Here is an 11,190-nt window from a genome sequence, read left to right as displayed (position 1 = left end):
GCGCGGAATAGCCCCCTCGCCAGGGGCTTACGGGCCAAACCGTAAATTGTCGGTTACCCTGACACCATGTCAGTTGCCGCCACGACAATCCATGTACTTGATTTCAAATAAGAAAAAGCCACCGACAAATTTGCGTTGTCGGCGGCCTTTACAAGAATGCCTTATGCTCAATTCCCGTTGGCGACGTCCTTTGCGGCATCGCCAACGTTCTTGGCGGCGGTTCCCACGTTATCAGCTGCGCGTTCGATCGCGCTGTCACGGCTCGCCCGGCTGTTTGACATCTGCAGCACGAAGTATCCGCCGACAAGCAGTGCGACGAGCAGGATCACGGCAATCACCCAGCCGCTACCGCTGCTGCGCGGACGGTCTTCGTAAACCGTTGTGTGAGTATGCGTGGAGCCAGTGGGCTCCCTGACCTCGACGACACGTTCTTCGACCATTGAGCTTCCCCATAAATATGAATTGTGCCTGCAACGTTCGATCAAACATGACGTTCCTTTCATGTTTCCGGACTGTAGCTATTACCCCCGTCCCTCTGGCCGACACTCGCGTTGCATGTCACAGTAGAGCGCATGAGGCAGAAGGAACTGCGACTGGCGCTGGTGTGCTACGGTGGCATCAGTCTTGCCGTCTACATGCACGGGGTGACCAAGGAACTATGGCGCGCCACACGCGCCAGCCGGGCTTTTCACTGCCCTGATGAACCGCAGCCTGCTGGGGTTGAGGCGGTCTACCTGCAACTTCTTGAAGAGATCGCACTGACCCGCGACTTGCGCCTGCGCATTCTGCCCGACATCGTTTCCGGTGCCAGCGCAGGCGGCATAAACGGGGTTTTCCTGGCGCAGGCTGTCGCCACAGGGCAGAGCCTGGAACCCCTCACCGCCATGTGGCTCGAACGCGCCGATATCGACGTGTTGCTCGATCCCGATGCCAAGCCATGGAGCCGTTTTGCCAAATTCTGGGCGCAGCCGCTGGTCTGGTTCGTCCTGAAACGGCCGGGCAACGTCGTCAGCAGTACGGTTGCACCCGAAACGCGATCGGAAGTACGACGCAAGGTTTCACGCCTTATCCGCGCGCGCTGGTTCGCCCCGCCGTTCAGTGGCATCGGCTTTTCGCGGATGATTGCCGATGCACTTGAGGCCATGGCGCGGACTCCGATGGGCGATCCGCTCTTGCCCGAGGGGCACCCAATCGATCTTCTCGTCACGGCAACTGATTTCAACGGCCACCTTGAGGAACTGCGCCTTCACAGCCCCGAAACGGTCGTCGAGAGCGAACATCGCCTGTCTATCGGCTTTCGCCGCACGGTCAGCCGCCATGGCGAGCGAGAACTGGCGGCCATGCCCGAACTCGTTCTTGCCGCGCGCTCGACAGCCAGCTTTCCCGGTGCCTTCCCGCCGCTCCTCGTCGAAGAGATTGACGAACTCGTCGATGAGCGTGGAGCGTCATGGCCGCGCCGCGAGAGCTTCTTTGCCCGCATCATGCCGAGCCACTGGAAGCGGGGCGACCTTGGCAGCGTCGCTCTGGTAGACGGCGCGGTATTGGTCAACCGTCCCTTCGCCCAGGCGATCGGCGTGTTGCGCGACCGCCCTGCCCGTCGCGAGGTCGACCGGCGCTTCGTCTATGTCGACCCCAGCCCCGATCACATGCGGATCGCACCGAAGGGGGGGCGCACCATCGGTTTCTTTTCGGCCATATTCGGCTCGCTTTCGTCGATCCCGCGTGAGCAGCCCATTCGAGACAACCTGGAGGCACTTGAAACCCAGTCTCGCCAGCGCCTCCGCTTGCGCACGATTGTCGAAGCCTTGCGACCGGAGATCGAGGAAACGGTGGAATCACTGTTCGGCTGGACCCTGTTCTTCGATCATCCCAATCAGAAGCGACTGACGACCTGGCGCAACAAGGCGCAGCAGGCATCGGCCGAGCAGGCGGGATTTGCCTTCCATGGCTATGCGCAGACGAAGCTGGCCGGGATCGTCAGCGAGCTTGCCAACCTGGTCCACGAAGCCGCACCGCACGTCGCCGCAGCCGGGCAGATCGAGACGGCCCTGTGGACCCATCTTGCCGAAAGTGGGCTGGACCGCCTGTCCGCCTTGCGCGGCGGTGCAACCGACAAGGCCATCACCTTCTTCCGCACCCATGACATCGCATTCCGGATCCGCAGGCTCAAGCTTCTCGCACGGCGGCTCACCCATGAATGGGAAAACAGCGAAGGTATCGATCCCGCCGCGCGTGATGCCGCACGCGATGTAGTCTATCGCGCCCAGGCGCTCTATCAGGGGCGCGAGACAGCAGAGGGGCTGGGTCCAGGCTTCGCCGAAAGTGCCGCCCTGGCGCTTGCCGACCCCGGCGCGGTGCTTGCAGCCATCGCGGCAAGACGCGATCTCGTGAGCCTGGACCTGCAGGTGGACGCCATGCTCGTGGCCGCTCTCGAAAGCATGGACAAGCCGCTGCGCCGGCGATTCCTGCACGCCTATCTTGGCTTTCCGTTCTACGACATTGCCACCCTGCCGCTGCTGCAAGGCGAAGGTATGGGCGAATTTGACCCGGTGAAGGTCGATCGCATCTCGCCTGACGATGCTCTCTCGATCCGCAAGGGCGGGACATTCGCGTGCCTGCGGGGCGTCGAGTTCTTCAACTTCGGCGCGTTCTTCAGCCGCGCTTATCGCGAGAACGACTATCTCTGGGGCCGTCTCCACGGGGCAGAACGCATGATCGACCTGATCTGCTCGACCGTCGAGCCCGCCTTGGAACCCGAGAAGATTGCCGCCTTCAAGCGGGATGCGTTTCTCGCCGTACTCGATGAGGAACAGGGCCGACTCGTAGCGGAACCCGGTCTGGTCGACCGGGTTCGCGCCGAGGTCGTCACGGCCTTCGCATGACGCTGAGGCCTAGCTGACTGACTGCGCCTGGCGAACAAACCTATTCCGTTAGGTCAGTCCAGGCGTCCTTGATGCGCTCGAAGAATCCCTTCGATTGCGGGCATTCCTCGCCCGTCTCGGTTGCCTGAAACTCGCGCAGGATTTCCTTCTGCCGCGCAGAAAGCTTGGTCGGAGTCTCGACGTGGATCTCCACCACAAGATCGCCTACCCCGCGCCCCTGCAGCACCGGCATGCCGGCGCCACGCTTGCGCAGTTGCTTGCCCGACTGGATTCCCGCCGGAATCTCGATTGCGTGAACCCTGCCATCGAGGCCGGGTATCTCGATCTCGCCGCCAAGAGCAGCGGTCGTGAAGCTGATCGGGCAGCGCGTCAGCAGCGTCGTGCCCTCGCGCTCGAACACCTTGTGGCGCTGGATATGCAGGAACAGGTAAAGGTCACCCGGGGGCGCGCCGAACGGTCCGGCCTCACCCTTGCCCGCCAGCCTGATGCGCGTGCCAGTATCGACACCGGCCGGAATATTGACCTGCAGACGCTGTTCGGCGTCGACCCGGCCTTCACCGCGACAGCTCTTGCAGGGGCTCTCGATAACCTCACCACGGCCGTGGCAGTTCGGACAGGCCCGCTCCACCATGAAGAAGCCCTGCTGCGCCCGCACCTTGCCATGCCCGCCGCACAGGTTGCAGCGCCGCGCCGAAGTGCCGGGCGTCGCGCCCGAACCGCCGCAGGGATCGCACTTCTGGGAGACCTCTACCGCGATCTCGGTGTCCTTGCCGTGGAAGGCATCTTCCAGGCTGATCTCGAGATCGTAGCGCAAGTCTGCCCCGCGCCGTGCCTGTTGCCGGCCACCACCGCCGAATGCCCCGCCGAAGATGGTCTCGAAGATATCACCGATATCGCCGAAATCCCCGCCACCAAAGCCGCCCTGGCCACCGCCTGCACCTTGCTGGAATGCAGCATGGCCATAGCGATCATAGGCCGCACGCTTCTGCGGATCGGACAGGCAGGCGTATGCCTCGTTGATCTGCTTGAACTTGGCCTCGCTCTCCGCACAACCCGGATTCTTATCCGGATGGAACTTCATGGCCAGTTTTCGGTATGCAGACTTGAGGACCTTCTCGTCCGCAGTCCGCTCCACTTCGAGCAACTCGTAGAAATCGATCTCGACCGACATTGCGCTTCCCTAACGCGAAGACCCGCCGCCAGCGCATTCACGCAAGCGGCGGGCCGGTTTCATCGCAACATCACTTGTTGTCGTCGACTTCCGAGAACTCGGCATCGACCACATCGTCATCGGCCTTCGGCGCTTCTGCGCCCGGCGACGAAGCAGCAGCCTGCTCCTTCTCGTAGATCGCCTGGCCCATCTTCATGGCCTTTTCGGTCAGGGCCTGGGTCTTGGCAGTCATGTCGTCCGGGTTGCCGCCTTCGACAGCCGTCTTGGCTTCGGCAATGGCGGCTTCGATCTCGGCCTTCAACGATGCGTCGATCTTGTCGCCATTTTCCTCAAGCTGGCGCTCGGTCGCGTGGATGAGGCTTTCGGCGTTGTTCTTGGCTTCCGCCTCGGCACGACGCTTCTTGTCCTCTTCGGCAAACTTCTCGGCATCGCGAACCATCTGGTCGATGTCCGCGTCCGAAAGACCACCAGATGCCTGAATACGGATCTGCTGTTCCTTGCCGGTGCCCTTGTCCTTCGCGCTCACGTTCACGATGCCGTTGGCGTCGATGTCGAACGTCACCTCGATCTGCGGCACACCGCGCCGTGCGGGCGGAATGCCGACGAGGTCGAACTGGCCGAGGAGCTTGTTGTCCTGCGCCATTTCGCGCTCGCCCTGGAAGACCCGGATCGTCACCGCCTGCTGATTGTCCTCGGCAGTCGAATAGACCTGGCTCTTCTTGGTCGGGATCGTGGTGTTGCGGTCGATCATCTTGGTCATGATGCCGCCCAGCGTCTCGATACCCAGCGAAAGCGGGGTCACGTCGAGAAGCAGCACGTCCTTGACGTCGCCCTGCAGAACGCCGGCCTGGATCGCCGCACCCATGGCAACGACTTCGTCCGGATTCACGCCGGTGTGCGGGTCCTTGCCGAAGAAGTCCTTCACGACTTCGCGGACCTTGGGCATGCGGGTCATGCCGCCAACGAGCACGACGTCGTCGATATCCTTGGCCGAAAGTCCGGCGTCAGCCAGTGCCTTCTTGCAAGGATCGAGCGTGCGCTGGATCAAGCCTGCAACCAGCTTTTCGAGATCGGCGCGCGTAATCGTCTCCACCAGATGGAGCGGGGTGGTCGAACCACCTTCCATGCGGGCGGTGATGAACGGCAGGTTGATCTCGGTCGTCTGGGCAGACGACAGCTCGATCTTGGCCTTCTCTGCAGCTTCCTTGAGGCGCTGCAGGGCAAGCTTGTCGCCGCGCAGGTCCATGTTTTCCTTGGCCTTGAACTTGTCGGCCAGGTACTCGACCACGACAGTGTCGAAGTCTTCGCCACCAAGGAAGGTGTCACCGTTGGTCGACTTCACCTCGAACACGCCGTCGCCGATTTCCAGCACGGAGATGTCGAAGGTGCCGCCGCCAAGGTCATAGACCGCGATCGTCTTGCCGTCCTGCTTGTCGAGGCCATAGGCCAGCGCTGCTGCGGTCGGCTCATTGATGATGCGCAGCACTTCAAGACCCGCGATCTGACCGGCGTCCTTGGTCGCCTGGCGCTGCGCGTCGTTGAAGTAGGCCGGCACGGTGATCACGGCCTGCGTCACAGTCTCGCCGAGATAGGCCTCGGCGGTTTCCTTCATCTTCTGCAGGGTGAAGGCGGAAATCTGCGACGGGCTGTAGTCCTGGCCACCGGCCTTGACCCAGGCATCGCCATTCTTGCCCTTGGTGATCGTGTAAGGGACGAGTTCCGTGTCCTTCTGGGTCAGCGGATCGTCAAAGCGGCGGCCGATCAGGCGCTTGACCGCAAAAATCGTGTTGTCCGGGTTGGTGACAGCCTGGCGCTTGGCCGGCTGGCCGATCAGGCGTTCACCATCCTTGGTGAATGCGACGATCGACGGCGTGGTGCGCGCACCCTCCGAGTTTTCAATGACCTTGGGCGTGCCCCCGTCCATCACAGCAACGCAGCTGTTGGTCGTGCCAAGGTCGATGCCGATAACTTTAGCCATGAGTTCCCCAGTTCCTTCCAATCAAGACACCGCGTGGGAAAGCGATCCCCCTGCCGGGCAGACCGCCATGTGCGGCTCGATTGAGGGCGATATAGGTGCGCTTCTTCTTGGCACAAGGCCTCCTCGCGCTTAGGTCCTGACCCATACTGGCATCAGGAGTCGCCTTTCATGCGCACGCTTGCAATCATTGGACTTTCCGCTCTCGCGTTCACCGTCTCTGCCTGCGGGCAAAAGGCGGCAGAACCTACGGGCCAGGCAAGCGAGGCTGCAGTCAGCGGTCCCGAAAGTGCGCCCGGCGTCGTCGTCACCGATGCCATGATACGCCTGCCTGCAGTGCCGGGAAGCCCGGGCGCCGCCTACTTCACGGTCTCTCAGGGCAGCGGCGCTCCGCGCAAGCTCGTCTCTGTCTATGTCGAAGGGACGGGCCGGGCAGAAATGCACGAAACCGTCACCACTGGCGGCGTGTCGAAGATGCAGCAGGTCAAGGACGTGCCGCTCGAGGCTGGCAAGAGCGTACAATTCAAGCCGGGCGGCATGCATGTCATGCTGTTCGACGTTGAAGACACTCTGAAAGCGGGCACGAACAGCGAACTCACCGTAACGCTCGACAACGGCGACAAGGTCAGCGTTCCCGCACGCGTCGAAACGCTCGCGGGAAGCGGGATGGCCGACCATGACATGAGCGGCCACGACATGAGCAAGATGTGAAGATGATGACGGAGCGCTGCGCCCCCGGTGGCGAGCGCTCCCTCACCGCTGCGGAGCGTGCACTTGCGCTCGATGTTTTCGGAACTGCCATCGACCTGTCGTTGGTGCGCATCCGCAGGCGCAAGTGGTTTCCGTTTCAGCCAGCCGCGACCGTGATGGCCCCCATGGGCCACATCCATTTCACGCCGCACGGTCCCGATTACTGCGAAGACTTCGGCAGGGCGTCACTCGGCGCCCAAGGGTTGTTCGTGCACGAAATGGTTCACGTCTGGCAGAGCCAGCAACGGGGCCGCTGGTGGCTACCTTTGATGCGTCACCCCTTCTGCCGCTATTCCTACACCTATCGCGAAGGTCAGCCGTTCGACCGCTACGGCATCGAACAACAGGCAGAAATCGTCCGCCACTGGTTCATGGCAAAACGGGGCGCACCGTCTCCGGCCGCCCCGCCCCTACCAAAGCTCGAGGCGCTTGTTCCGTTTACGAATAGTTGAGAACTAAACGGCACGATCACAGCATGAACGCCTTATCCTTCGACCTTAAACTTCACCTCGAGCGGAGCAAATGCATCAACGCCTTTGTCGAACTTGAACAGGCGCTAGGTCAAATAGCTGATGTGCTTGCGAAAGGTTACGAGAACGAGCTTATATCACAACGGATAAATCGCTTACGCGATGTGCCTGCAAGTTCTGTTTTCTCGAAGGAACAACGAAAACTCCTGCACGCAGCCCTCGATGATGCGGAACGATTGATCGTCATTCGTAACGATATCGTTCATGGAGCTTTGACTGTTCTGATGGATGGCACAAAGCCAATTGCGGCATTTATCAATGTCCGCCAATCCGACTGGCTCGCGCCAGTTGCCCGTCTTTTGACTTGTGAGCAACTGGGCCAAGTCGCGGAAAAATCTCGCCAGCTTTGTCAAAGCCTGAAGAAGGCCATGACAAAGCCAGCAAAGCAAGTAGTTCCGTCCTGATCAGCAGCGTACTTCGTATTCGCGACCATAATTGTCGACGCGGTAGCAGCGGTTGTCGCGCTTGCGGATCTGCGAACCGCCAGCCGCGCCGACAGCACCGCCGATTGCTGCGCCCGTGGCAACGTCGCCGCCGGTCGCTACGCCGATGCCTGCGCCTACTGCCGCGCCGACCGCCGCGCCTTCACCCGCGTAATTGCTGGCGCAACCGCCGAGCGCTGCCGCCGAACCAAAGATAAGCGATGCCATGATGATCTTGCGCATATGTCGAGTCTCCGTGTTTGCGGGACTGACGAATTAATCGGCATCAAGTTCCTGATTCTGCGACGAACTGTTTGTCGTGGCAACAATCTGAAATGCCGCGCCCCCAAATCGGCAGGGGCGCGCGGCGTTTTGGCGATCAGTCCGGCTTCTTGGCGACTGCGACCATGGCTGGACGCAGCAGGCGGTCCTTGATCATGTAGCCTGCCTGCAGTTCCGAGATCACCGTGCCCGGCTCGGCATCGGCGGAAGGCATTTCGATCATCGCCTGGTGCTGGTGCGGGTCGAGCGGCAGCCCCATTGCAGCGATCCGGGTGATCCCGTGATTGCCGAACACCTTCTCGATTTCACGCCCCGTGGCTTCAAGCCCTGCTACAAGGTTCTTGAACTTGTCGTCCTCGCGCAAGTCGGCCGGGATCGTTCCCAGCGCACGGGCAAGATTGTCTGCCACCGACAGGATATCGCGGGCAAATCCGGTCGCGGCATAGGCGCGCGCGTCGGCGATGTCCTTCTCCATGCGGCGGCGCACGTTCTGAGTCTCGGCCTTGGCGTAGAGTACGTCCTGCTTGGCCGCCTCCAGTTCCTCGCGGAGCTTGGCTGCTTCATCGTTTGCAGATGGCTGGTCGACCATGTCCTCGGGCACACCCTTCAGTTCCGCCTCGACTTCTGCGTCAGTGGGGCGCGTCTCGTTGTCGCTCATTTTCTCGAAAATCCGTCTTGTCCGATGAATCTGCCCAGGGTCTGGGCGGTGAAATCAACCATGGGGACGACGCGCGCATAATTCAACCGCGTTGGCCCGATCACGCCAACCACGCCGACCACCCGGCCCTCGCTATCGCGCCAGGGCGAGGCGATAACCGACGAGCCCGAAAGCGAGAACAGCCGGTTCTCGCTACCGATGAAGATCCGCGTTGCCTGCGCCTCTCGTGCCGCATCCAGCACCCTCGCAATAGCCTCCGCGCTTTCCAGTTCGTCGAGAAGCTGGCGCACGCGTTCGATATCACTGAGCGCTGCTTCATCGAGCAGGTTGGCCTGCCCGCGCACGACCATCACCGGACGCGCTGCGGCATCCTGCGTCCACACCACCAGCCCGCGCTGAACCAGGTCAGCGCTTGCGGTATCAAGCGCAGAGCGACCGCCCGCAATCTCGGCGCGCACCAGCCCCGATGCCTCGCCAAGTGTCCTGCCATGCAAGCGGCTCGTCAGGTAATTGCCCGCCTGCTCAAGCACCGACGCGCCTACCGGTTCGGGCAGGTCGATCACCCGGTTCTCGATCCCGCCATCCTCGCTGACCAGGACGGCCAGCGCCCGCACCGGTGACAAGGGCACAAAGGATATCTGCACCAGCCGTGGCTCGCGCTTGGGGACCATGACCACCGCCGCGCCTGCCGAAAGTTCGGACAAGGCCGAACTCGCAGCCGCCAGCGCATTCTCGATAGTCCCACCATGCGCCAGGCCGCGTTCGATCTGCGCGCGCTCCGCCACAGTCGGCTCGGCCACCTGCATGATCCCGTCAACGAACAGGCGCAGCCCAACCTCGGTCGGCATTCGCCCGGCACTTGTATGCGGCGCTGCAAGAAGCCCAGCGTCCTGCAGTTCCTGCAACACCGAGCGGATCGACGCGGGCGAAAGATTGACGCCGCCTGGCCCTGCAAGCGACTTCGACCCCATAGGCTGGCCGCTGGCGATGTAACCCTCCACCACGAGACGGAAAATCTCGCGTGCGCGGTCGGTCAGATCGGAAAGGTTGGGGCCGTGCATGGTGACAATCTAATCCACGCTCTTGCAGGCTCAAGCCCGATGCGCCAGAGGCTGGCCAAACTTTTGAGGGAAAATCCATGCGACCTTCCGGCCGTGCGCCCGATGAAATGCGCCCCATCGTCATTGAAACCGCCTTTACCAAGCATGCCGAAGGTTCGGTGCTGATCTGCTTTGGCGACACCAAGGTGCTCGTCACCGCCTCGGTCGAAGAGCGCGTGCCGCCGTTCCTGCGCGGCAAGGGCGAAGGCTGGGTAACGGCGGAATACTCGATGCTCCCGCGCGCCACCCACACTCGCGGCAGCCGCGAAGCCGCCAAGGGCAAGCAGTCGGGCCGCACGCAGGAAATCCAGCGCCTGATCGGCCGCTCCTTGCGCGCCGTCACCGATCTCAAGAAGCTGGGCGAACGCCAGATCACTCTGGACTGCGACGTGATCCAGGCCGATGGCGGCACCCGCACCGCCTCGATCTCGGGCGCATGGGTCGCACTGCGCCTCGCCGTACAGAAGCTGATGGACAGCGGAGCGATCAAGGAAGATCCGCTGACCGAAAAGGTCGCCGCGATCTCCTGCGGCATCGTCAATGGCCAGCCGGTGCTCGATCTTGACTATATCGAAGATTCCTCGGCCGACGCCGATGCCAACTTCGTCCTGATCGAAGGCGGCAAGATCGCCGAGGCACAGGCCACCGCTGAAGGCGCAACTTATGACGAGGAGGGCCTTTTGCGTCTCCTCCGCCTGGCGCGCATCGGCTGCAACGAGATCTTCGCTGCGCAGGAAAAGGCGGTTCGCGGCTGATGGCTTCGCCCCGTCTCGGCACCGGCAAGCTGGTTATCGCCACGCACAACGCCGGCAAGCTCAAGGAAATCCAGGCCCTGCTCGCACCCTACGGGATCGAGTGCCTGTCGGCTGGCGCACTTGGCCTGCCCGAGCCGGCCGAGACGGGCACGACGTTCATTGAAAACGCGCTGATCAAGGCGCAGGCTGCGGCGCAAGCATCGCAGATCCCTGCCCTTGCCGATGATTCGGGTCTTTGCGTCGATGCGCTTGGCGGTGCCCCCGGCGTCTATACCGCCAACTGGGCAGAGGCAGATGTCTTCGAAGGTGGACCCTGCCGCGACTGGTACATGGCCATGGGCAAGGTGGAAGGCAAGCTGGCCGAACTGGGTCCAGACACGCCGCGCGACTGTCATTTCGCCTGCGTCCTTGCCATTGCGTGGCCGGACGGCGAACATGTAGTCTATGAAGGCCGCGCGCCCGGAACGCTCACCTGGCCGCCACGTGGCAAGCTGGGCTTCGGCTACGACCCGGTCTTCGTGCCTGTGGGCGATACCCGCACCTTCGCCGAGCTGAACCCGGCAGAAAAGCACGAGATCAGCCACCGCGCCGATGCCTTTGCCAAGCTGGTAGCAGACCAGTTTTCCTGAAAAGCGTCCCTTCCGCCCCTGCGTAGGCGCAGGCGC

The 11,190-nt window shown here is 62.3% G+C and carries 12 protein-coding genes; 6 read left to right on the top strand and 6 right to left on the bottom strand.

From position 1 onward, the window contains the following. Positions 1 to 167 precede the first annotated feature (167 nt). Positions 168 to 440 carry a hypothetical protein gene (locus tag B9A23_RS01000; RefSeq protein WP_084276860.1) on the bottom strand — a complete coding sequence of 91 codons (273 nt, stop codon included), beginning with the start codon at positions 438 to 440 and terminating at the stop codon, positions 168 to 170. 132 nt (positions 441 to 572) lie between these two features. Here B9A23_RS01000 and B9A23_RS00995 point away from each other — a divergent pair, with 132 nt between their 5' ends. Further along, positions 573 to 2,882, top strand: a complete 2,310-nt coding sequence (locus B9A23_RS00995) for a patatin-like protein (protein WP_084276859.1) — start codon at positions 573 to 575, stop codon at positions 2,880 to 2,882. Between the two features lie 40 nt (positions 2,883 to 2,922). Here B9A23_RS00995 and dnaJ read toward each other — a convergent pair whose 3' ends face one another. After that, positions 2,923 to 4,053: a molecular chaperone DnaJ gene (gene dnaJ / locus B9A23_RS00990; protein WP_084276857.1), complete on the bottom strand. Its 1,131-nt coding sequence runs from the start codon at positions 4,051 to 4,053 to the stop codon at positions 2,923 to 2,925. Positions 4,054 to 4,123: 70 nt separating this feature from the next. Continuing rightward, positions 4,124 to 6,031, bottom strand: a complete 1,908-nt coding sequence (gene dnaK, locus B9A23_RS00985) for a molecular chaperone DnaK (RefSeq protein WP_084276855.1) — start codon at positions 6,029 to 6,031, stop codon at positions 4,124 to 4,126. Positions 6,032 to 6,199: 168 nt separating this feature from the next. On the opposite strand from dnaK, the gene B9A23_RS00980 reads away from it, so the two are divergent. The 3 genes from B9A23_RS00980 to B9A23_RS22135 are packed head-to-tail and all read left to right on the top strand — an operon-like array spanning position 6,200 to position 7,712. Next, positions 6,200 to 6,739 carry a copper chaperone PCu(A)C gene (locus tag B9A23_RS00980; protein WP_084276853.1) on the top strand — a complete coding sequence of 180 codons (540 nt, stop codon included), beginning with the start codon at positions 6,200 to 6,202 and terminating at the stop codon, positions 6,737 to 6,739. Positions 6,740 to 6,744: 5 nt separating this feature from the next. After that, positions 6,745 to 7,230, top strand: a complete 486-nt coding sequence (locus B9A23_RS00975) for a vgr related protein (protein WP_084277457.1) — start codon at positions 6,745 to 6,747, stop codon at positions 7,228 to 7,230. A 23-nt stretch (positions 7,231 to 7,253) separates the two neighbouring features. Next, positions 7,254 to 7,712, top strand: coding sequence for a hypothetical protein (locus tag B9A23_RS22135; RefSeq protein WP_139797273.1), 459 nt, complete (start codon positions 7,254 to 7,256; stop codon positions 7,710 to 7,712). Here B9A23_RS22135 and B9A23_RS00965 read toward each other — a convergent pair whose 3' ends face one another. From B9A23_RS00965 to hrcA, 3 genes are all read right to left on the bottom strand, one after another. Continuing rightward, the gene (locus B9A23_RS00965) at positions 7,713 to 7,973 is read right to left on the bottom strand and encodes a glycine zipper domain-containing protein (RefSeq protein WP_084276849.1); all 261 of its coding nucleotides are present in this window, start codon (positions 7,971 to 7,973) and stop codon (positions 7,713 to 7,715) included. Between the two features lie 136 nt (positions 7,974 to 8,109). After that, entirely contained in the window at positions 8,110 to 8,670 is a 561-nt protein-coding gene (gene grpE, locus B9A23_RS00960; protein ID WP_084276847.1) for a nucleotide exchange factor GrpE, read from the bottom strand. Next, on the bottom strand, positions 8,667 to 9,731 hold the full coding sequence (hrcA, locus tag B9A23_RS00955) for a heat-inducible transcriptional repressor HrcA (RefSeq protein ID WP_084276845.1): 1,065 nt from the start codon (positions 9,729 to 9,731) through the stop codon (positions 8,667 to 8,669). The genes grpE and hrcA overlap by 4 nt, the downstream gene beginning before the upstream one ends. A gap of 77 nt (positions 9,732 to 9,808) precedes the next feature. Here hrcA and rph point away from each other — a divergent pair, with 77 nt between their 5' ends. Both rph and rdgB read left to right on the top strand, forming a co-directional pair. Next, a complete protein-coding gene (gene rph, locus B9A23_RS00950) occupies positions 9,809 to 10,525 on the top strand; it encodes a ribonuclease PH (protein WP_084276843.1) in 717 nt (238 codons plus the stop codon). Beyond that, a complete protein-coding gene (gene rdgB, locus B9A23_RS00945; protein WP_084276841.1) occupies positions 10,525 to 11,154 on the top strand; it encodes an RdgB/HAM1 family non-canonical purine NTP pyrophosphatase in 630 nt (209 codons plus the stop codon). Before rph ends, rdgB begins: the two co-directional genes overlap by 1 nt. Positions 11,155 to 11,190: the final 36 nt, after the last annotated feature.

Source organism: Novosphingobium sp. B1, from assembly GCF_900176395.1.
Classification (GTDB): Bacteria; Pseudomonadota; Alphaproteobacteria; order Sphingomonadales; family Sphingomonadaceae; genus Novosphingobium.
The sequence above is the reverse complement of the archived record's forward strand: the minus strand, read 5'-3'. Positions and strand labels throughout refer to the sequence as shown.

Excerpts from the sequence above, each read along its gene's own strand:
- B9A23_RS01000 (WP_084276860.1), bottom strand. The coding sequence starts at position 440 with ATGGTCGAAGAACGTGTCGTCGAGGTCAGGGAGCCCACTGGCTCCACG.
- B9A23_RS00995 (WP_084276859.1), top strand. The coding sequence starts at position 573 with ATGAGGCAGAAGGAACTGCGACTGGCGCTGGTGTGCTACGGTGGCATC.
- dnaJ (WP_084276857.1), bottom strand. The coding sequence starts at position 4,053 with ATGTCGGTCGAGATCGATTTCTACGAGTTGCTCGAAGTGGAGCGGACT.
- dnaK (WP_084276855.1), bottom strand. The coding sequence starts at position 6,031 with ATGGCTAAAGTTATCGGCATCGACCTTGGCACGACCAACAGCTGCGTT.
- B9A23_RS00980 (WP_084276853.1), top strand. The coding sequence starts at position 6,200 with ATGCGCACGCTTGCAATCATTGGACTTTCCGCTCTCGCGTTCACCGTC.
- B9A23_RS00975 (WP_084277457.1), top strand. The coding sequence starts at position 6,745 with ATGACGGAGCGCTGCGCCCCCGGTGGCGAGCGCTCCCTCACCGCTGCG.
- B9A23_RS22135 (WP_139797273.1), top strand. The coding sequence starts at position 7,254 with ATGAACGCCTTATCCTTCGACCTTAAACTTCACCTCGAGCGGAGCAAA.
- B9A23_RS00965 (WP_084276849.1), bottom strand. The coding sequence starts at position 7,973 with ATGCGCAAGATCATCATGGCATCGCTTATCTTTGGTTCGGCGGCAGCG.
- grpE (WP_084276847.1), bottom strand. The coding sequence starts at position 8,670 with ATGAGCGACAACGAGACGCGCCCCACTGACGCAGAAGTCGAGGCGGAA.
- hrcA (WP_084276845.1), bottom strand. The coding sequence starts at position 9,731 with ATGCACGGCCCCAACCTTTCCGATCTGACCGACCGCGCACGCGAGATT.
- rph (WP_084276843.1), top strand. The coding sequence starts at position 9,809 with ATGCGACCTTCCGGCCGTGCGCCCGATGAAATGCGCCCCATCGTCATT.
- rdgB (WP_084276841.1), top strand. The coding sequence starts at position 10,525 with ATGGCTTCGCCCCGTCTCGGCACCGGCAAGCTGGTTATCGCCACGCAC.